The sequence below is a fragment of the Streptomyces sp. S.PNR 29 genome (assembly GCF_030386795.1).
Lineage (GTDB): Bacteria > Actinomycetota > Actinomycetes > Streptomycetales > Streptomycetaceae > Streptomyces.
This window is the reverse complement of sequence record NZ_JANUQM010000017.1, coordinates 186,767-206,898: the sequence shown is the minus strand read 5'-3', so window position 1 is coordinate 206,898 and position 20,132 is coordinate 186,767. Positions and strand designations below refer to the sequence as shown.

Annotated in this window: 19 protein-coding genes; 8 read left to right on the top strand and 11 right to left on the bottom strand. The window is 70.7% G+C overall.

Features of this window, described 5'->3' with window-relative positions:
• Positions 1–15: 15 nt before the first annotated feature.
• The 5 genes from NW895_RS36105 to NW895_RS36085 form a co-directional block, all read right to left on the bottom strand.
• Positions 16–435 carry a TOBE domain-containing protein gene (locus NW895_RS36105; RefSeq protein WP_289941100.1) on the bottom strand — a complete coding sequence of 140 codons (420 nt, stop codon included), beginning with the start codon at positions 433–435 and terminating at the stop codon, positions 16–18.
• A gap of 62 nt (positions 436–497) precedes the next feature.
• Positions 498–1,595, bottom strand: a complete 1,098-nt coding sequence (locus tag NW895_RS36100) for an ABC transporter ATP-binding protein (RefSeq protein ID WP_289941099.1) — start codon at positions 1,593–1,595, stop codon at positions 498–500.
• 127 nt (positions 1,596–1,722) lie between these two features.
• On the bottom strand, positions 1,723–2,544 hold the full coding sequence (locus tag NW895_RS36095; RefSeq protein ID WP_289941121.1) for an ABC transporter permease: 822 nt from the start codon (positions 2,542–2,544) through the stop codon (positions 1,723–1,725).
• 35 nt (positions 2,545–2,579) lie between these two features.
• Positions 2,580–3,404: a molybdate ABC transporter substrate-binding protein gene (gene modA / locus NW895_RS36090; RefSeq protein WP_289941098.1), complete on the bottom strand. Its 825-nt coding sequence runs from the start codon at positions 3,402–3,404 to the stop codon at positions 2,580–2,582.
• Positions 3,405–3,570: 166 nt separating this feature from the next.
• Positions 3,571–3,966, bottom strand: a complete 396-nt coding sequence (locus NW895_RS36085) for a helix-turn-helix transcriptional regulator (protein WP_289941097.1) — start codon at positions 3,964–3,966, stop codon at positions 3,571–3,573.
• A 131-nt stretch (positions 3,967–4,097) separates the two neighbouring features.
• On the opposite strand from NW895_RS36085, the gene NW895_RS36080 reads away from it, so the two are divergent.
• Positions 4,098–4,694, top strand: coding sequence for a DUF1707 domain-containing protein (locus NW895_RS36080; RefSeq protein WP_289941096.1), 597 nt, complete (start codon positions 4,098–4,100; stop codon positions 4,692–4,694).
• Positions 4,695–4,983: 289 nt separating this feature from the next.
• Here NW895_RS36080 and NW895_RS36075 read toward each other — a convergent pair whose 3' ends face one another.
• Together NW895_RS36075 and NW895_RS36070 are read right to left on the bottom strand one after the other, a co-directional pair.
• Positions 4,984–6,936, bottom strand: coding sequence for an amino acid transporter (locus NW895_RS36075; protein WP_289941095.1), 1,953 nt, complete (start codon positions 6,934–6,936; stop codon positions 4,984–4,986).
• 308 nt (positions 6,937–7,244) lie between these two features.
• Entirely contained in the window at positions 7,245–7,802 is a 558-nt protein-coding gene (locus NW895_RS36070; RefSeq protein ID WP_289941094.1) for a hypothetical protein, read from the bottom strand.
• A 414-nt stretch (positions 7,803–8,216) separates the two neighbouring features.
• On the opposite strand from NW895_RS36070, the gene NW895_RS36065 reads away from it, so the two are divergent.
• Genes NW895_RS36065 through NW895_RS36050 form a run of 4 tightly spaced genes read left to right on the top strand, consistent with a single transcriptional unit; the run spans position 8,217 to position 12,469 of the window.
• Positions 8,217–9,509, top strand: coding sequence for an extracellular solute-binding protein (locus tag NW895_RS36065; protein WP_289941093.1), 1,293 nt, complete (start codon positions 8,217–8,219; stop codon positions 9,507–9,509).
• A 6-nt stretch (positions 9,510–9,515) separates the two neighbouring features.
• On the top strand, positions 9,516–10,514 hold the full coding sequence (locus NW895_RS36060) for a sugar ABC transporter permease (RefSeq protein WP_289941092.1): 999 nt from the start codon (positions 9,516–9,518) through the stop codon (positions 10,512–10,514).
• Positions 10,511–11,341, top strand: a complete 831-nt coding sequence (locus NW895_RS36055; protein WP_289941091.1) for a carbohydrate ABC transporter permease — start codon at positions 10,511–10,513, stop codon at positions 11,339–11,341. Before NW895_RS36060 ends, NW895_RS36055 begins: the two co-directional genes overlap by 4 nt.
• Positions 11,342–11,395: 54 nt before the next feature.
• Entirely contained in the window at positions 11,396–12,469 is a 1,074-nt protein-coding gene (locus NW895_RS36050) for an endo-1,4-beta-xylanase (RefSeq protein ID WP_289941090.1), read from the top strand.
• Positions 12,470–12,925: 456 nt separating this feature from the next.
• Here the strand turns inward: NW895_RS36050 and NW895_RS36045 are convergent, their stop codons facing one another.
• The 3 genes from NW895_RS36045 to NW895_RS36035 form a co-directional block, all read right to left on the bottom strand.
• A complete protein-coding gene (locus NW895_RS36045) occupies positions 12,926–13,972 on the bottom strand; it encodes a LacI family DNA-binding transcriptional regulator (RefSeq protein WP_289941089.1) in 1,047 nt (348 codons plus the stop codon).
• Between the two features lie 233 nt (positions 13,973–14,205).
• The gene (locus NW895_RS36040) at positions 14,206–14,412 is read right to left on the bottom strand and encodes a DUF5999 family protein (RefSeq protein WP_289941088.1); all 207 of its coding nucleotides are present in this window, start codon (positions 14,410–14,412) and stop codon (positions 14,206–14,208) included.
• Between the two features lie 387 nt (positions 14,413–14,799).
• Complete coding sequence (locus tag NW895_RS36035; RefSeq protein ID WP_289941087.1) at positions 14,800–15,384, bottom strand: hypothetical protein; 585 nt, start codon at positions 15,382–15,384, stop codon at positions 14,800–14,802.
• A gap of 577 nt (positions 15,385–15,961) precedes the next feature.
• Between NW895_RS36035 and NW895_RS36030 the strand changes: the two genes are divergently transcribed.
• Together NW895_RS36030 and NW895_RS36025 are read left to right on the top strand one after the other, a co-directional pair.
• Complete coding sequence (locus tag NW895_RS36030; protein ID WP_289941086.1) at positions 15,962–17,479, top strand: glutamate-cysteine ligase family protein; 1,518 nt, start codon at positions 15,962–15,964, stop codon at positions 17,477–17,479.
• A 117-nt stretch (positions 17,480–17,596) separates the two neighbouring features.
• Complete coding sequence (locus NW895_RS36025) at positions 17,597–18,397, top strand: type II CAAX endopeptidase family protein (RefSeq protein ID WP_289941085.1); 801 nt, start codon at positions 17,597–17,599, stop codon at positions 18,395–18,397.
• A 49-nt stretch (positions 18,398–18,446) separates the two neighbouring features.
• Here the strand turns inward: NW895_RS36025 and NW895_RS36020 are convergent, their stop codons facing one another.
• Positions 18,447–19,256 (bottom strand): PhzF family phenazine biosynthesis protein, encoded by an 810-nt coding sequence (locus NW895_RS36020; RefSeq protein WP_289941084.1) that lies wholly within the window; start codon positions 19,254–19,256, stop codon positions 18,447–18,449.
• A gap of 203 nt (positions 19,257–19,459) precedes the next feature.
• Here NW895_RS36020 and NW895_RS36015 point away from each other — a divergent pair, with 203 nt between their 5' ends.
• Positions 19,460–20,107, top strand: coding sequence for a TetR/AcrR family transcriptional regulator (locus NW895_RS36015; RefSeq protein WP_289941083.1), 648 nt, complete (start codon positions 19,460–19,462; stop codon positions 20,105–20,107).
• The last annotated feature ends 25 nt before the right edge of the window (positions 20,108–20,132 follow it).

Genomic DNA, 20,132 nt, shown 5'->3' with positions numbered 1-20,132 from the left:
GGAGCCCTTTCTGTGTCACGGCGTCGCCAGGGAGACCTCCGTCGACTTGATCAGTGCGACGACGGGTGAGCCGGCTGTCAGAGCGAGGTCGGTGACGGCCTCCTTGGTGATCGCCGCCGTCAGGTCGCCGCCGTCCACCGAGATCTTGACCGATGCCATGGCGCCGCCGGTGGTGACGTCGGTGACCGTGCCGGGGAGCTGGTTGCGGATGGAGAGGCCGTCGGTCCGGCCTGTGGCGAGGGACACCTCCGTCGACTTCACCAGGGCGCGTACGGCGGTGCCGGTGGTGAGGGCGAGGTCCTGGGCGGCCTCCAGGGTGATCACCGCGGTGAGGTGCCGGCCGCCGGTCAGACGGACCTTGACCGTGGCCATGACCTCGCCGGTGGTGACGTCGGTGACCGTGCCGGGGAGCTGGTTGCGGATGCTCAGGCTCATGGAGGGCGCCTCGCAGACAGTGGGGGGCGTGGTCTCGACCCACCGTAGCCCTGAGAGGCGCTTCAGGCCGGGTATGCGTGGGTCTGCGCCGCTTTGACTGTCGCCCAGACCTGGGCGCCCGGGTGCAGGTCCAGCTCGGCCGCGGCGACCGTGGTGAGGTCGGCGGCGAGGGGGATGTCGCCGGTGAGGCCGGCGCGGATCTGGTCGCCGTGGGTCTCCAGACCGGCGACCTCGCAGTGCCAGAGGTTACGGGCGCTGGAGCCGGTGGGCCGGTCCCGGTGAAGGGTGACCGCGCCTGGGGGGAACGCCACGAAGACCGGCCCGGAGAGGCGCTCGGTGGTGGTGATGGCGGGGCCCGTGTCGAGGTGGACGGTGTGGCCGTCGGCCTGTCCCCGGTAGAGGTTCAGGCCGACGAGTTGCGCGATGTAGTCCGTGCGCGGGTGGCGGGCGATGTCGGACGGGGTCCCCTCCTGGACGACCCGGCCGTGCTCGACGACGACCAGGCGGTCCGCCAGCACCATGGCGTCGAGCGGGTCGTGCGTCACCAGGACGGCGACGGCCTCGAAGTCGGACAGGTGGCGGCGGAGCTGGGCGCGTACCTCCAGACGGGTGCGGGCGTCGAGAGCGGCGAGGGGTTCGTCGAGGAGCAGCAGCCGCGGGTGGGTGGCGAGGGCGCGGGCCAGGGCGACGCGCTGGGCCTGTCCGCCGGAGAGGCGTCGGGGCTTGGCGCCGGCGTGGTCGGCCAGGCCCATGCGGTCCAGCCACGTGGCGGCCTGAGCGCGGGCCTCGGCCTTGGTGGCGCCATGGCAGCGCGGGCCGAAGGCCACGTTGTCCAGGGCGGACAGGTGGGGGAAGAGCAGGTAGTCCTGGAAGACGACGCCGACCGGGCGGGACTCCGGGGGCGTACGTTCCAGTCTCGCTCCGTCGAGTCGGAGGTGGCCGCCGGTGAGCGGGGCGAGGCCGGCGAGCGCGCGCAGGGCGGTGGTCTTGCCGGCGCCGTTGGGGCCGAGCAGGGCGACGACGTCGCCGGGGGCGGCGGTGAGGGTGACGTCGAGGCGGAAGGCGCCGCGGTCGATGACGAGGTGGGCGTCGAGGCCCTCACCGCGGGAGCCGTTGGAGGGTGGGGCGGCGGTTGTTGTCGTGGCGGCGGGGTCGGTCATGAGGGGGTGTCCTGGGACGCGGGGGACGCGGGGGCGAACGTGTGGGTGTGGGTGCGGGAAGGGAGGGGGCGCCCGGCCTCCGGCCGGGGTGGTTCGGCGCCGTCGGCGAGTGCGGGTGGTGCGGGGGTCATGATGGTGTCATCCAGCGGTCTCGCAGGCCTGCCAGTACGGCGATCGAGACCGCCAGCAGTACCAGGCTGAGGGCGATCGCCGCCGCCGGGTCGTTCTGCAGGGCCAGGTAGACGGCCAGCGGCATGGTCTGCGTACGGCCGGGGAAGTTGCCCGCGAAGGTGATCGTCGCCCCGAACTCGCCGAGGGCCCGGGCCCACGCCAGGACGGAGCCCGCGGCGACGCCCGGGGCGATCAGCGGCAGGGTGACCCGGCGGAACGCGGTGAAGCGGGAGGCGCCCAGGGTCGTGGCCGCCTCCTCGTAGCGCGGGTCGGCGGCCCGTAGCGTGCCCTCCACGCTGATGACCAGGAACGGCATCGCCACGAAGGTCTCGGCGAGGACGACGCCGGTTGTCGTGAACGGCAGCGTGATCCCGAACCAGGAGTCCAGCCACTGCCCGACCACGCCGTTGCGGCCGAAGGCGAGCAGGAGGGCCACGCCGCCGACCACCGGGGGCAGGACGAGCGGCAGCGTCACCAGGGCGCGGACGAAGCCGCGGCCGGGGAAGTCGGTGCGGGCCAGCAGCCAGGCCAGCGGGACGCCGATGACCAGGCTCAGCGCGGTCGCCGCCGTGGCGCAGACGAGGGAGAGGCGGAGTGCCTCCCAGACCTCGGCGCTGGTCAGCTGCTCCGGGAGGCTGCGCCAGGGGGCTCTTACGAGCAGGGAGATCAGGGGGAGCAGGAGGAACGCCAGGCCCACGAGGGCGGGCACCAGCAGGGGCAGCGGGACTCCGCGGGCACCGCCTGCCCGGGCACGGCCGCGCCGCGATCCGCCCTCCAGCGTGTCGGGAGGCGGCACGGCTTCGGCGGGGCGGCTCACGGCTTGAGGAACCCGGCTTCGGTCAGCACCTTCTGGCCTTCTGCGGACTTCACCAGCTCGATGAAGGCCTTCGCCGCATCGGCGTTGGGCGCGTCCTTGAGCAGGGCGATCGGGTAGTCGTTGACGGCCTTGGCCGACTCGGGGAACTCCACGCCCCGCACCCTGCCGCCCGCCGCCCTCACGTCGGTCCTGTAGACGACGGCCGCGTCGGCCTCGTTCAGCTCGACCTTCGTCAGCGCGCTCTTGACGTCCTGCTCGTACGACACCGGCGTGAGCCTGAGGCCGCCGGCCTTCAGGGCGGTCTGCGCGGCGGCGCCGCAGGGCACCGTCCTGTCGCACAGGACGGCCTTCAGACCCGACCTGGTGAGGTCCTTGAGGGAGGAGATCTTGTCGGGGTTGCCCGGCAGCGTGGCGATCTCCAGCTGGTTGCGGACGAAGGTGGCGGGCGGGCCGACCGCGTCGCCCCGGCCCGTGACGATCTTCATCGTCTTGGCGCTGGCGGCGGCGAACACGTCCGCCGGGGCGCCGTTCGTGATGCTCGCTGCGAGGGTGTCACTGCCACCGAAGTTGAAGGTGACCTTGGTGCCCGGGTGCTCCTTCTCGAACTGCTTGCCGAGCGTAGTGAAGCTCTCCTTGAGCGAGGCGGCGGCGAAGACGGTGACCGTGCCGGAGAGTCGCGGTGACGCCGAGGACGAGGGACCGGTCTTCGCGGAGTCGGAACCCGGGTCGGAGGAGGAGCAGGCGCTCAGGGTCAGCAACGCGGCGGCTCCCGCGCCGGCCATCTGCAGGGTCCGGCGGGTCCGGCGTGCGGAACGGGTCATCACGAGGCCACTCCTCTGGGGTCCGGTGGAAGAGCGTGACGGACTTCTCCCATGCGCCGATCATACTTCCGCAGGTGCGAGGTGTAAGTGTGCTGTTGCATCGCATGAGCCCGCTCACATGGCGAGTGAGCTGGCATGTGCGTGTCGACGGAATGGGTGGCGCGTGTCAGACCCTGTCGATGTGTACGTTTGTCGACTTCACGCGGGCGGTGGCCTCCATGCCGACCTCCAGGCCCAGCTCCTCGACGGCCTCGCGGGTCAGCAGGGAGACCAGCCGGTGCGGGCCGGCCTGGATCTCGACCTGGGCGGCGACGTCGCCGAGTTTGATCGCGGTGACGATTCCAGGGAAGGCGTTGCGGGCCGAGGTGTACGGGGCGGCGCCCTCCTCGCCGCCGGACCGCGCGAGCTGCACCGAGAAGGCGGCCAGGTCCCGTCCGTCGATGAGGCGCCGCCCGTTCTCGTCGCGGTGGGTGGTGATCCGGCCCGCGTCCGCCCAGCGTCGGGCGGTGTCCGGGCTGACGCCGAGCAGCCGCGCCGCCTGGCCGATCGTGTAGGACTGCATGCCGGTCACGATAGGGGGACGACCGGGGAACTGTGGACGTGGGGTTGGCCGTTGGGTATAACGCGATATAGCGTTAGTTTTGTCGAGCGGGTGAGCCCGGGAGAGATCGCCCGGGGGGATCGGGGTGGAGCATGTCCGGGGACTTCTTTCGCACCGCTGAGCCGACCGAGCTGCGGGCCTCTCACGCGGACCGGGACCGCGTCGTCGATGTGCTCAGCGCTGCGGCGGCAGATGGCCGGCTGACCGCCGAGGAACTCGACGGACGGGTGGAGGCCGCCCTGTCCGCGCGCACGATGGGGGAGCTGGCCGTGCTGACGGCGGACCTGCCGACGGTGCTCGGTGGGGACCCGGTCGAGGCCAAGGAAGTCGTCCGGATCGAGCAGGAGGGCGCATCGACGCGGCGTGACGGGGACTGGGTGGTGCCGCGGCGGATGGAGATCCAGTCCGCGTGGGGCGAGGTGACGCTCGACTTCACACGGGCGGTGATCGTGTGCGACACCCTCCACCTCGATCTCGACATACGGGGCGGCGCGCTGAAGCTGGTGACCAGGCCCGGCATCGTGGTGGACACCGACTCCCTGGTGACGCACTACGCCACGACCAAGACGCGTCACACCGGCGGTGCTGATGTGCCGGTGGTGCTGCGCGTGGAGATCACGGGGGAGATCAGCTTCGGGAAGGTCGTGGTGCGGCAGCCGTCGCGGCGCGTGTTCGGCAGGAAGGCGTAGGGGGAAAGCGAGGGCCGGGCACGGCGAGCTGGTGCTCACGGTGCGAGGCCTGTGCCCTGTGCCGCCGAGTCTGCTCCGGGCGTTCAGGTGCTCGCCGGGTGTGGATGTGATGCCCGTTCACGGCTTGTGCCCCACGGCCCGTGCTCGACCGGTGTGTCCGGCCGGCCGCTGGGCCCCGGTAGGCCGCCGGGTCCCGACCGGCTCACGCCCGGTGTGCCCGGTGTGTCCTGCCGGTCCTCAGCCGCTGTGCCCGCCCCGCTCTCACCCGGTGCGCCTGGAAGACCCGCTCTCACCCGGTATGGACCCGAGGCCGTCGCTCCCGGTCTGGTTCTGCCTCGCGCAGTACCTCTCGGGTGACCGGGGCGACCTCGCCCTGACCGAACAGGAAGAAGCGCAGGAAGTTGGAGAAGGGGTTGCCCTCGGTCCACTCGAAGTAGATGTGCGGGATGCGGCCGGTCGTGTCACGGACGTGGAGCAGCAGGGCGGCCAGGGCGTTCGGTATCGAGGAGGACTCCAGCGTCAGGACGCGGTAGCGGTCGTGCAGGACCTCGCCGCGCACCGTCAGGCCCGCCTCGAACTCGGAGGGGTCGACGACCGTGACTTCGAGGAAGACGAAGTCCTCGCCGGGGAGGTCGTTGTCGTTCTGTATCTGCTCGATCTTGTCGCGGTACTCGGCCTTGTCCCGCTGGTCGGGTTCGTTGGCGATGAACCGCATCTTCCGGCTGGCCATGTCCCGGATGAACCGCTCCGCCATGTCGTCCAGCGTCACGCTGGTCACGCGCAGCTCGAAGGCGCGGGCCAGCCGGGACAGCAGGGAGACCAGAATGATGCCGGCGATGAAGCAGGCGCCGATCTTCACACCGTCCGGACGCTCGATGACGTTCACGACCGTCGTGTAGAGGAACACCGCCGATATCACGGCGAATCCGATGGTCCAGTTCCGCTGCCGCGCCTTGCGGGCGGCGATGGTCACCGCGATCGCGGCGGAGCTGATCAGCACCAGCACACCGGTGGCGTACGCGCCGCCCTGGGCGTCGACGTCCGCGTCGAAGATCCAGGTGACCAGAAAAGCGATCAGGGTGAAGACGATGACCATGGGCCGTACCGCGCGCGCCCAGTGCGGGGCCATGCCGTAGCGGGGGAGGTAACGCGGCATCAGGTTGAGCAGGCCGGCCATCGCGGAGGCGCCGGCGAACCACAGGATGGCGATCGTCGAGATGTCGTACACCGTGCCGAAGACACTGCCCAGGTAGTCGTGCGCCAGATATGCCAGCGCGCGCCCGTTGGCATTGCCTCCCGACTCGAACTCCTTCTCGGGAATGAGGAGCGTGGTGATGAAGCTGGTGGTGATCAGGAACACGCTCATGATCACGGCGGCCGCGGTCAGCAGCTTCTTCGTGTCCCGGATGCGGCCGACCGGCCGCTCGTCGGTGTCGCCCGGGTCGCCCTTGACGTGCGGCATCACGGCGACGCCGGTCTCGAAGCCGGAAAGGCCGAGGGCGAGCTTGGGGAAGACGACCAGGGCCACACCGATCATGACGAAGACGTTGCCGTGTTCCGTGGTCAGGGCGCTCGACCAGTCGGTGACGACGTGGCCCGCGGTGACGACGTGCCACAGGCCGACCACCACGACTACGGCGTTCAGCGCGAGATAGCCGCCCACCAGGGCGACCGCCACGCCGATCGCCTCCAGGAAGCCCTTGAGGAACACCGCGCCGAGCAGGGCGACGAGGAGCAGGGTGATGAGCATCTGCTTGTCGTGCAGGGCGCCGGTCAGATGGGGGTTCTCGATGAGATGGGTCGAGGCGTCCGCCGCCGACAGGGTGATGGTGATCAGGAAGTCGGTGGCGGCGAAGCCGAGCAGGGTCAGCACGAACAGCTTGCCCTGCCAGAAGGAGAGCAGTCGTTCCAGCATCGCGATCGAGCCCTCACCGTGGGGGCTCTCCTCCGCCACCCGCCGGTACACGGGCAGGGCGCCCGCCAGAGTGACGAGCACCAGCACGATCGTCGCGATGGGTGACAGCAGACCGGCGGCGAGGGCCGCGATGCCCGGCTGGTAGCCGAGCGTCGAGAAGTAGTCGACGCCGGTGAGACACATGACCCGCCACCAAGGCTGGCCCTTGTGGGCGGGCTCGGGCTCGGCGTGCGGCCCCTGATGGCCGCCGCTCCTGCCCATGTCGGACAGCCCCTCCAGCATCCAGGCGCGCAGTCGGCCGGCTGGCTGCTGCTCTGTGGTGGCCATCGGTGTGCTCCTGATGTGCGGCTCAGCTTGCGGTTCCGGCCATCACGCGGACGGCGGGTTCAGCGTAAGCGGAGAGTGACGCGTGGGCCCACGGATGAGGGGGGTGAGCGCGTCAAGCTTCCGTTAAGACTGGGCCGACGGACGTCGACGGACCATCGAGAGCCGAGATGGAGGCCCGGTCGAGCACCCGATCGGGGCGTACGGAGGGGGTGGCGCATGTCGGCCAGGGGTGGGTACCCAGCGTCATGGCGTATGGCGTGGCCCTCGGCTCCCGGGACCGGCGCGGCGCCGAATCACCGCCGCTGTTTTCACTCCATCCCCGACAGCCTGAGCACGGTCAACGCGGTCTCGCGCTCGATCCGCTCCGAGACGCGGCGCAACTCCGGCGTACCGCAGGTGAGCGAACCGCGGGCCGCGGAGCTGCGGGCGTCCTCGGCCAGGCGGTGCCACAAGTCCGGGTTGTCCAGAAGGACCTGAGGGTCGATCTCGACCCGACCGCCGAACACGTCCCGCAGCACCAGCCGTTGCTCCACCCCGTCCAGGCAGTGCACGGACTCCAGCAGGTCGGTACGGACCCGTCGTTCGCGCAGCAGTCCACGGGAGGCCAGCCAGCCCCGGCCGGCGCGGATCCGGGGCGGACAGAGGACGCCGAAGAGCAGTGCCGCGAGGCCCAGCCAGAGCGCGCTGTGCCAGGCGGCGAACTCGCCCCCGCCCCAGTCGGTGACCAGGAGCAGTACGAGGAGAGCGGCCGCGCAGCGGGCGGAACTGCGCACGTCCTTCACCCAGCGGCGGTCGTACACCGCCACGCCCGGTTGCCACGGCCAGGTGCCGGCCGGCTCGCGTCGCACGTCGTCGGGGCGCCCCATGGTGCTGACGGTAGGGACTTCGGGCACCGGGGCAAGACCTCTTGACGCAACTCTGCGGGTATTCGGCGGTTGTTGACGCAGTCCCGGCTCCCCGGCACGGCCGTTGCCGCCCTGCGGGAGGCCGGTCCGCACGGAACTGCTGCCGGCGTGCGGGGTGCGGCGGCGTAACGTTCGGCCGGAGATCCGAATGTTTCGCGCACCCTACCCTCGCCGACTGCCGATCAGGAGGCGTGCGGCGACCCATTATCCCGAGTGCGGCGGACGATGGCTAGAGATTCACCGCGTACAGGGGGTTGCCACCGTTCGGAAAGTGTCTCTAGGGTGCGGCAGCAACGCAGCTTTCATAAAGAATTACGAAACTTTCGGTCCATCGGACGGGCGTGGACGCGCCGTCCTGTACCCAAGGAGCGCATGATGGGCGACCCGGCACTGTCCCGCCGCGGCTTCCTGGCGGCCTCCGCCGCGGCCGGTCTGGGCATGACGGCACTGAGCGGATGCGGCGGAGATTCGGACGGAGGGTCGTCGGGGACGACCACGATCGAATGGTGGAACATCTCCACCACCGAGCCGGCGAAGACTGTCTGGGCGGCTCTCGCGAAGAAGTTCGAAGCCCAGAACCCCAAGGTCAAGGTAAAGATCGTCCAGCTGGAGAACGACGCCTACAAGTCGAAGATGACCGCGCTGACCGCCTCCGGGAAGCTGCCGGACGTCTTCCACACCTGGGGCGGCGGCGTACTCAAGCAGCAGGTCGACGCCGGGCTCGTCGAGGATCTCACGGAGAGAACCAAGGAGTGGTCCGGGGGTCTGCTGTCGGTCGCGAAGGAGCCGTACCTCCTCGACGACAAGGTGTACGGCATCCCGTTCGACATCGGCATGATCGGCTTCTGGTACAACAAGGCGCTCTTCCGGCAGGCCGGCATCAGCACGCCCCCGACCACCTGGAGCGGCTTCCTCGACGCCGTACGCAAGCTGAAGGCCGAGAGCATCACGCCGCTCGCCCTGGCCGGCAAGGAGAAGTGGCCCGGCATGTACTACTGGGCCTACCTCGCGATGCGCACCGCCGGTGCCGAGGCCCTGCAGAAGGCTTACGACGCCAAGGACTTCACGGGGGCCGCCTTCGTGGAGGCGGGGGAGCACCTCAAGGAACTGGTCGATCTCCAGCCCTTCCAGAAGGGGTTCCTCGGCGCCGCCTACTCCACCCCCACCGGCCAGGCCGCCGCCGTCGGCAACGGCAAGGCCGCGATGGAACTCATGGGCCAGTGGGCGCCGGTCGTGGAAGCCGACGCGGGCAAGGGCCTCGGCAAGGACCTCGGCTTCTTCCCGTTCCCGGCGGTCGAGGGCGGCAAGGGCGCCATCACCGAGGTGTTCGGCGGGGGCGGCGGGCACGCCGTGCGCAGCGGCGCCCCGCAGGCGGCCGTCGACTTCCTGAAGTTCTTCGCCTCCGAGACCACGGACGTCGAACTCGTCAAGAAGACCGGCGTCCTGCCGGTGGTCCCGGCCGCCGAGAGCGCCCTCACCGACCCCAACCTCAAGGCCGTACAGAAGCAGTTGAGGGCCGCCACCGGCTTCCAGCTCTACCTCGACCAGGCCTACGCGCCCGCCGTCGGCCAGGAGATCAACGACAGCGTCGCCGCGCTGATCGCCGGCTCCAAGTCTCCCGAGCAGGTCACCACGTCGATCACGCAGACCACCAAGGAAGAGCAGTAGCCCGCGATGACCTCGACGTTCCTGCCGGACAAGCGGACCGGCCCCGACACCGACCTCGCGCCCCCGCCCGCCGCGGCGGGCCGGGGGCGGTCCCGGCGGCGCGTGCTGCACTGGCTCACCGCGGTCGGCTTCCAGGTGCCCGCCCTGGTGCTGTTCATCGGGCTGGTCCTGCTGCCGATGCTGTTCGCGCTGTACGCCGCCTTCTTCCGCTGGGGCGGCTTCGGCATGCCCTCCGACTACATCGGCGGCGACAACTTCACCCGGCTGCTGAAGGACCCGGTCTTCCTCGGCGACCTGTGGCGCTGCCTGGTCCTGGTCGTCCTCTCCCTCGCACTCCAGCTGCCGTTCGCGCTCGCCATGGCCGTCCTGCTCAACCAGAAGCTGCGCGGGCGGGCGGTCTACCGGATGCTGTTCTTCGCGCCGTACGTGCTGTCCGAGGCCATCACCGGCGTGCTGTTCAGCATGATCTTCGCCCCGGACGACGGACTCGCCGACCATGTCCTGGGCAGCGTCGGGCTGGACGGGCTGGGCGGGGAGTGGTTCGCCGACCCCTCCACCGTCATGGCGACCCTGTTCCTGGTCATGACGTGGAAGTACTTCGGCTTCCACATGATGCTCTACCTGGCCGGACTGCAGTCCATCCCGGCCGAGTTGACCGAGGCGGCGCTGATCGACGGCGCCGGGCCCTGGCAGCGCTTCCGCAGCGTGACCCTGCCGCTGCTCGCGCCCACCCTGCGCATCAGCGTCTTCCTGTCCGTCATCGGGGCCATCCAGCTGTTCGACCTGGTGTGGGTGGTCACCCAGGGCGGTCCCGACCACCACTCCGAGACCATGGCCGTGACCATGTTCCAGTACGGCTTCAAGCGCTACCAGGTCGGCTACGCCAGCGCGATCAGCGTGGCCATGTTCGGCATCAGCCTCGTCTTCGCCCTCGCCTACCAGCGGTTCGTGCTCCGCCGTGACCTCGAAGGAGCCACCACGACGATGAGGGGAGACGCCAAGTGACGGCCAAGTCCAGCAAGAGGACCCTGCCCCTGCATGTGGTCCTCGTCGTCGTCGGCGCCGTGATGGCCGTGCCGCTGCTGTACGCCGTGCTGTCCGGCTTCAAGTCCACCGACCAGCTCTCCCGCAACCCCGTCGGGCTGCCCGACCCGTGGGTGTTCGGCAACTACTCCGGAGTCCTCGGCTCGGGGGACTTCTGGCGGATGGTCGGCAACAGCACGCTGATCGCGGTGGTGACCACCGTCCTCGTCGTCGCGGTCTCCGCGCTCGCCGCGTTCTCCTTCGCGCGGTTCGCCTTCCGCGGGCGGGAGTTGCTCTTCACCCTCTTCACGATGGGGCTGATGTTCCCCTTCGCGGTGGCCGCGCTTCCGTTGTTCCTGCTGCTGCGCTCCATGGGCCTGCTGGACAACCCGCTCGGCGTGATCCTTCCGCAGGCCGCCTTCGGACTGCCGATGACGATCATCATCCTGCGCGGCTTCTTCCGGGAGATCCCCGGCGAGCTGGAGGAGGCGGCCACCCTCGACGGCTGCGGCCCCTTCGGCTTCTTCTGGCGGGTACTGCTGCCCATGGCGCGGCCCGCGCTCGGGACGGTGTCGGTCCTCGCCGTCGTCACCAGCTGGAACAACTTCTTCCTGCCGCTGCTGGTCTTCACCGAATCCACCTGGTGGACCATCCCCATCGGCGTCCAGCAGTACCAGGGCCAGTACTCCACGGACACCGCCCGGGTCTTCGCCTACCTGGTCCTCGCCATGGTCCCCGCACTCGCCTTCTACTCGGTCGCCGAGCGCCAGCTCGTCGGCGGCCTCACAGCCGGCGCCACCAAGGGATGACACGCGCCCGCGGACGTACGGCTCACCCCCTTCCCGACCGTGAGGAGTCGCACCATGCGCACCATCCGTACGACCATCCGCTCCCGCACCCGGCTCAGACTCGCCGGCGCGCTCGCCTGCGTCCTGGTGGCCGCCGGTGTCGCCACGGGACCGGCCGCCCAGGCGGGTGAGAAGCCGACGACGCTGGCCGACCTCGCCCAGCGTCACGGCCGCTACTTCGGCAGCGCCACCGACAACCCCGAGCTCACCGACGCCCCGTACACGGCACTGCTCGGCAGCGAGTTCGACCAGATCACCCCCGGCAACGGAATGAAGTGGTACGCCACCGAGCCCCAGCAGGGCGTCTTCGACTGGTCCAAGGGCGACGAGATCGTCGACCTCGCCCGCGCCAACCACCAGAAGGTGCGCGGTCACACCCTGGTCTGGCACAGCCAGCTGCCCGACTGGCTCACGAGCCGCCAGTGGACCGCCGCCGAGCTCAGGGCCGTACTGAAGAAGCACATCCAGGCGGAGGTACGGCACTACCGCGGCAAGGTCTTCGCCTGGGACGTCGTCAACGAGGCGTTCAACGAGGACGGCACCTACCGGGAGACGATCTTCTACAACACGCTCGGCCCCGGCTACATCGCCGACGCGCTGCGCTGGGCGCACCAGGCCGACCCGCGAGTGAAGCTGTACCTCAACGACTACAACATCGAGGCGATCGGCCCGAAGAGCGACGCCTACTACCGGCTGGCCAAGGAGCTCAAGGCGCAGGGCGTCCCGCTCCACGGCATCGGGCTCCAGGCCCACCTGGCCCTGCAGTACGGCTATCCGGCCACCCTTGAGGACAACCTCCGCCGCTTCTCCCGGCTCGGCCTGGACACGGCCCTCACCGAGGTCGACATCCGCATGCAACTGCCCGCGGACGAGGCGAAGCTGGCCACGCAGGCCGAGTGGTACCGCGACCTGACGGAGGCCTGCCTCGCGGTGCGCCGGTGCGTGGGCATCACGCTGTGGGACTACACCGACAAGTACTCCTGGATCCCGGCGTTCTTCCCCGGCGAGGGCGCGGCCCTCCCGTGGGACGAGCAACTGCGCCCGAAGCCGGCGTACTTCGCGATCCGTGAGGCGCTCGGCGGGAAGTAGCGGCGCGCTGAGCGGGGCGGCCTCCTCGGGTGATGGGGGCAGATGTGGCCGGGTCGGGTGACGGTGTCGCGTGCTCGGGCCGGTGGCGGGCGGCGTGCGTATGCCGGGGCCGCCCGACAACGGGCTGCCGTCCACTGTGCTCGTCGGGCGCCGCGCTCGGCGTCGGTGCCGCCCTCGGCGCTGCGTGTGTGGTGGTCGGCCTCGCGGTCGGCGGCCGAGTGGGGCCCGCCTTCGCCGACCGGACGGCCGGCCACGATCGTCGCGCGGCCCAGCGCAGTGCCGAGGGCCCGAGGGGCCGTGGCGAAAACGGCCGTACGAGTGCGTCCGCGGCGTCCGGCGCCGGGCAGTCGTCTGCTCCGCCCCGAGGCGCGTCGCCCCGCATCAGAGGCGGGGCGCCCCCATCACCCGTCCCGCCTCCCTCAGCTCGCGTCGGCCCGCCCCCTTCCCTGCCCCCTCCTACGCCTGGGCCGGGGGCGCCGTGCTGGCCCGGACCACCAGTTCCGTGCCCAGCTCCACCCGTGCCGCGTCCGGCTGTTCGTCGCGGGTCAGGCGGAGGACCGTGCGGGCGGCGAGCTTGCCCATGTCGGCGAGGGGCTGGCGGACGGTGGTGAGCGGCGGAGCCGACCAGCGGACTTCCGGAAGGTCGTCGAAACCGACCACGCTCATGTCCTCCGGCACGCGCAGCCCGCGCCGTCGCAGCGCCTCGATCGCGCCGAGTGCCATCTGGTCGCTGGCCGCGAACACGGCGGTCGGCGGCTCGGGCAGGTCGAGGAGGGCGTCGCAGCCGGTGAAGCCGGACTCCGGATGGAAGTCGCCGGGCTGGATCAGGGACCCGTCCACCGTGACTCCCGCGCCCTCCAGGGCCGCGCGGTAGCCGTCGAGCCGGGCCCGGGAACACAGCAGGCGGGGCGGCCCGGCGATCAGGCCGATCCTGCGGTGGCCCAGCGCCAGCAGGTGCTCGGTGGCCGCCATGCCGCCCGACCAGTTGGCGGCACCGATGGTGGGCACCTCCAGGGCGGGGGAGCCCGCGGGATCGACGACCACCAGCGGCACGCCGAGGATCCGCAACTCCTGGTGGAGCACGGGCTCCAGGACCGAGGTGACCAGGACGACACCGTCGGAGGCGCGCGCCCGCAGGTTCCGCATCCACTCGCGGGCGTCCCCCGAGCGCCCGTGGATGGCGGACACCACGGTGCCCACCCCGGCCGCGTGGGCGACCTCCTCCACGCCACGGATGATCTCCACCGCCCAGGGGCTGTCGAGGTCGTTGAAGACCAGGTCGAGCAGGGCGGCCCGGGAGCCGGAGGCCGCGGTGCGTCTGCGGTAACCGTGACGGCGCAGCAGATCGTCGACCCGGGCCCGGGTCTGCGGCGACACGTCGGACCGGCCGTTGACGACCCGGGACACGGTCGGCACGGAGACCCCGGCCCGCCGGGCGATCTCCGTGATCGTCACCCTGCCCCGCACCTCGGAAGCCCCGGCACCGTCCTCGCGTGCTGCCACTGCCCACCTCCGTCGACGCCCACCGCGAAACTTCCAGGAGTCTTCCGGAAAACAGGCAGGTGTGGGAAGCGGTCTCCACGCAACACCGTGCCGGACAACGGGACACAGACAGGCCCCGTCACGAGGCACTACCGGGAGGGACCACCCCTGGACATGCGTCGGGGCCGGGTCGCAGGAAACCTGCGGCCGGCCCCTCCTGTCTCCGGGCGGGACGTCACCCCGCCCGGCGGTGCTCAGGCGGCGGTCATCACCCGGCTGGGGTCCAGCAGGCGGTGAGGGGCGATGACCTGGCCGTCCGGCAGGAGCTCACCGGTGTCCTCGAAGAGGACGACGCCGTTGCACAGCAGGCTCCATCCCTGCTCCGGGTGGTGCGCCATGAGGCGGGCGGATTCCCGGTCGGCGGAGTCGGCTGAGGGGCACGGTGGCTGGTGCTGGCACATTGGTGGGATCTTTCGCTCTGTCGTGTCGTGTGAGATGGCTGTGATGTCTGACCCGCGGCGTGAAGTATCGCTCATGGCCGCCCCCCGTTGTCATAAGTCGGTCGGAACCAAGTGTTGCCCCACGGGCGTCAATCCGCAGGGATTTCGCATCACCGCTTCTTCACAGGTTGATGACGCATCGCCCAGGTGGATGGTTCACCCCAACTGCCCTGTCACTTCGGGTGGTTCGTAGTGGCCGTATAGGGCTAGTCCGGTCGGGCGGCAAGGTTTTTGTGGCTCGTACGAGCCTTTAAGTGCTCGTACGAGCAATGGGCGCCGAAAACGGCGTCGTACCCCGCCACCGGTGAAACGGTGACGGGGTACGCGTGGTCGTGCGCGGTGCGGTGCTCAGGCGGGCGAGCGGAGCAGTCGTGTCGGAGTCACCCGATGGGTCAGTAGCGGCAGCAGGTCCGCGACCTGGTGCGGACGGTGGGCCGCGATGCCGGGTGGCGCTGGCGCCAGCGGCACGAGCAGGTCGGTGGCCGCGGGGTGGCCGGTGGCGGCGTCCGCGGTGCAGTCGCCGTGCAGCCACAGGGTGAGCATGTACAGACCAGGGACCGACAGCAGGCGGGGCTGGTAGGACTGCGTCATCGTCTCGGCCTGACGCAGGGCGCGCTCGGTCGAGGCGATGTACGGGCCTTCGAAGAAGTGCGAGAACGCCCAGCCGTCGGGCGTCAGCATCGTCTCCGCCGCGGCCACCGCACGATCGCCGCAGCGGATCAGGAACCGCCACCCCGTCAGCCGGGTCGCGGCCGCGCCCTCGGCGGTGATATGAGGCAGGACGTGCACCGGCAGGGGGAGCTCGGGTGTGGCGGGTCCCTGCGCGCCGAGCAGGGAGGGAGTTCGGGCTTCGCGAACCGCGGTGGGCGAGGAGAGCGCGGTGAGGACGGAGCGAAGTGCGGGCGCGGGTGCCGGGGGTACATGCAGCGGCATGATGGGTCGCCTCTCATTTGAAGGCACAGTGGCGCGAGGGCGGGGTGGGGCGGACGACGCTGTCAGCTCACGGGGTCAGAGAGGCAGGGGCCGAGGTCCGAAGGGCTGGGGGAACTGAAGAGAACGCGGAGTGAGGGGTGAGGTCTGCCGCGTGACACCTCGGCGGCAGGAGCCTTCGACCGTGGGCGCCAACCTTCTCTGCCTTGTCGCGGAGTTTATACGACGTATGTTCAGACTGTGTTTCAACTAGCCGATTCCGGCAAGCAGAACAAGGGTACATTCGGTCGGCGATACGCGGTAATCATCCCGATTTCGGGCCGACTGCGCAGCGGTGACCTCGGGAAATGTGCGCGAAGCGGTCGGCCAATTGTCATCGGCGTTTTTCACGAGTTCGCTGATCCCCGAAACTGCGCGGTGCGCCATGCCCGGTGAATGTGCCGCCGGTCACGTCAGGTCAGCGTAGCGGCTGCCGGACGGGTCCGGGGACGTTATCGATCGTCTCGGCTGGGCATCATCCCACCTGACCGGGACACCGGCGGCGGGATCCCCGGCCCGCCACGCGAGGAAGGACGCTTCGATGGGGGAGAAGGTCGTGGCAGGTCACTTCGACCTGTCCGATCGCCAGCGCTACCGCGACAAGCTCGGGCGGTGCCTGACGGGCCTGCGGCGACTCCTGGCGGAGAAGCGGTTCGATCGCCCCAAGAACCTGATGGGGCTGGAGATCGAATTGAATCTCGTGGGCGAAGACGGCTTGCCGAAAATGTTGAATGCGCAAGTCCTGGAACGCATCGCGAGCCGCGACTTCCAAACAGAACTCGCCATGTTCAACCTGGAAGTGAACATAGCTCCACACCGCTTGGGCGGGCGCGTATTCGACCGGCTAGGCGAGGAACTCCGGACGTCTCTGGCATATGCCGACCGTAAAGCCGGCGAGGTGGACGCGGGAATCGTGATGATCGGTATTCTGCCGACTCTCGACCGTGACGACCTGGTGTCCTCCAACCTCTCCGACGTCGACCGCTACACGCTGCTCAACGACCAGATCGTGGCCGCCCGTGGAGAGGACTTCACCCTCGACATCGACGGCGTGGAGCACCTCACGTGCACGTCGAGGTCCATCGCGCCCGAGGCTGCCTGCACCTCCGTGCAGCTGCACCTCCAGGTCACGCCGGAGCGTTTCGCCGACGTGTGGAACGCGGCCCAGGCGGTCGCCGCCGCCCAGGTCGCCATCGGCGCCAACTCGCCGTTCCTGTTCGGCCATGAGCTGTGGCGCGAGTCCAGGCCCCCGCTGTTCCAGCAGTCCACCGACACCCGCCCGCCCGAACTGCAGGCCCAGGGCGTGCGGCCGCGCACCTGGTTCGGGGAGCGGTGGGTGACCTCGGCGTACGACCTCTTCGAGGAGAACCTGCGGTACTTCCCGGCGCTGCTGCCGATCTGCGACGACGAGGACCCGCTGGAGGTCCTGGACGCCGGCGGCGTCCCCGGTCTCGCCGAGCTGGTCCTGCACAACGGCACGATCTACCGCTGGAACCGCCCGGTCTACGGCATCGCCGACGGTGTCCCGCACCTGCGTGTGGAGAACCGGGTGCTGCCCGCCGGCCCCACCATCACCGACGTCATCGCCAACGCGGCCTTCTACTACGGCGTCGTCCGCGCCCTCGCCGAGGACTCCCGGCCGGTGTGGACCCGGCTGCCGTTCGAGGCTGCCGCCGCCAACTTCGACGCCGCCTGCCGCCACGGCATCGACGCCCGCTTCGAGTGGCCCCGGCGTGGACGGTACGGCGGCACGGCCGAGGTCGACGCGGTCAGCCTCGTACGCGACGAACTGCTGCCGCTCGCCGAAGCCGGCCTCGACGCGTGGGGCGTCGAGCCCGCCGACCGGGACCACTATCTGGGCGTGATCGACGAACGCTGCCGGCGCCGGGTCAACGGAGCGTCCTGGCAGGCCGCCACCTTCCACCGGGCGCTGGAGTCGGGCCTCACACGCGATGCCGCGCTGGCCGCTACGACCCGGCGGTACTGCGAGCTCATGCGCAAGGGCGAGCCGGTGCACCTGTGGCCGGTGGGCCTGCCGGAGCCGGTGGCGCTGGGCTGAGGGCGAGCGGGCCCTACTCCGAGGGGCCGCCGGTACCCGCCTCGAAGGGATCGGGCAAGCTGTGACGTCCGATCCCCGCCGTACGGTGGGCGGGGGGCGACCCGAGTGGAGGCAGGTGTGCAGGAGGCAGCGGGCCCGGAGGCCGAACCCTTCCCCCAGGAGCGGCCGACGCGACGGGTCCTCCGCCAGGAGACGCTGCTCGTACTGGCGCTCTCCCTCGGGGCGAGCGCGGTGTCCGCCCTGATCAGCTTTGTCGGCTCGGTCACCAAGCCGGGAGGCCTCAAGGACCAGGCGGCCACCCTCAACGCCTCGGCCGCGCCCGGCCGCCCCTGGCTGGACCTCGCCTGGCAGCTCTTCGGGATCACCACGGCACTCGTGCCGGTCGCGCTCGTCGCGCACTTCCTGCTGCGCGAGGGCCAGAGCCTGCGCACCCTCGGCTTCGACCGTACCCGCCCCTGGCCGGACCTGGGCCGCGGAGCCGCGATCGCGGCCGTCATCGGCAGCACCGGCATCGCCTTCTACCTGGCCGCCCGGGGGCTCGGCTTCAACCTCACCGTGGTGCCCGAGGCGCTGCCCGGCGTGTGGTGGAAGTACCCCGTGCTGATCCTCTCCGCCGTGCAGAACGCCGTGCTGGAGGAGGTCATCGTCGTCGGCTACCTGCTGCGCCGCCTCGGCCGGCTGGGCTGGACGCCGGGCACCGCGCTGGCCGCCAGCTCCGTCCTGCGCGGCTCCTACCACCTCTACCAGGGCATCGGCGGCTTCATCGGCAACATGGTCATGGGCGTGGTGTTCGTGCTCCTGTACCGGCGCTGGGGCCGGGTGGGCCCGCTGGTGGTGGCGCACTCCCTGCTCGACATCGGCGCCTTCGTCGGGTACGCCCTGCTGGCCGGGAAGGTCGGCTGGCTGCCGACGGCGTGAGCGGCGAGAAGAGGGGCGTACGAGCGTTCCGCACGCCCCTGCCGGCCTGTCAGGCCAGCAACTCGCCGTCGATGACCGTCACCGCGCGGCCGCTCAGCAGGGTGCGCTCGCCGCGCAGCTCCGTACGGACGCGGCCGGAGCGGGGCGAGGCCTGCAGGCCCGTGAGGTCGGGCCGGCCCAGGCGCTCGGCCCAGTAGGGCGCGAGGGCGGTGTGGGCGCTGCCGGTGACCGGGTCCTCGTCGATGCCGACGTTCGGGAAGAAGCAACGGGACACGAAGTCGTAACCCTGTGCGGGGTCCTCGGCGCGGGCCGTGGCGATGAGGCCGCGCTCGGAGTAGGCGGCGAGGGCCTTGAGGTCGGGCGTCAGGGCGCGGACCGTCTTCTCGTCGGCGACCTCGACGAGCAGGTCGCCGACGTCGGGGCCCGTGTCGCGGGCCGCCTGCGGCTCCGCTCCCAGGGCCTCGGCGATCCCTTCGGGAACGTCGACCGGCGTGAGCGGGGCGGTGGGGAAGTCCAGGGTGATCGAGCCGTCCTCGCCGGGCGTGGCGATGAGGACGCCGCTGCGGGTGGCGAACCGCACCGGACCGTCGTGGGCGCCCGTGGTGTGCAGGACGTGGGCGGTGGCGAGCGTGGCGTGGCCGCACATCGCGACCTCGGTGGCCGGTGTGAACCAGCGCAGCGCCCAGTCGGCCTCGCCGCCCTCGGGCAGGCGGTGGGCGAACGCGGTCTCGGCGTGATTGACCTCCAGGGCCACCTTCTGGAGCCAGTCGTCGTCCGGGAAGGCGTCGAGGAGCAGGACCCCGGCAGGGTTGCCGGCGAAGGGCCGGTCGGTGAAGGCGTCGACGATTCGGATTCGCATGGCCTTGACGCTAGGGGCCCGTAGAGCCACAAGCCAAGGCCAATCCTGGACCACTGGACCGGTTTTCCCGGTCCGGTACTCGGTGCGGGGCTTCCGGATCGGGTTCCGGACCGTGGAATCCCCCCGTGTCAGAATGGACGCGCCGTTGGACGCGCCGTTCAACCTCCTCCGTTCGTCCGCCGCACCGACCCACCGAGGTTTCCGTGACCAAGCCCGTCGCCCGCGAGCCGCTGCGGCGCAATGCGCGCTCCAACCGGGCGCGCATCCTGGAGACGGCCCGCCGGGAGCTGGGGCGTGACCCGGACATCACCCTGGAGGAGCTGGCGCGCGCCGCCGGTGTCGTGCGACGCACCCTCTTCGGTCACTTCCCCGGACGTACGGCGCTGCTGGAGGCTCTCGCCGAAGAGGCCTCCGACTCCCTCCGCAGCGCGCTGGCAGCCGAGGTGGATCCGGCCGAGCCGGCCGGGCGGGCGCTCGCACACTTCGTGTTCTCCCTGTGGCCGGTGGCGGACCGCTACCGCCTGCTCCTGGCGCTGGCCCGGCACGACCTGGGCACGGAACGCGTGGCCGAGATCCTGGCCCCGGCCCGCGACGAGGCCACGGCCATCCTGGCCCGAGGGCAGCGGGACGGCGTCTTCCACACCCATCTGCCGCCCGCCGTGCTGAGCGCCGGGCTGGAGGCGATGACGGTCGCTCTCCTGGAGGAGGTCAACACCGGGGCGCTGGAGGACGACTGGACCCGGGTCGCCGTCGCCAACCTCATCGCGGCCGGTGTGCCGGAGAAGCAGGCGCGTGTCGTGGTCGACGACGTCGCGTCGACCGCGGGAAGGCCCGTCGACAGCGCACGGTGAACGGGCGGACGCCCGTCAGGCGTCC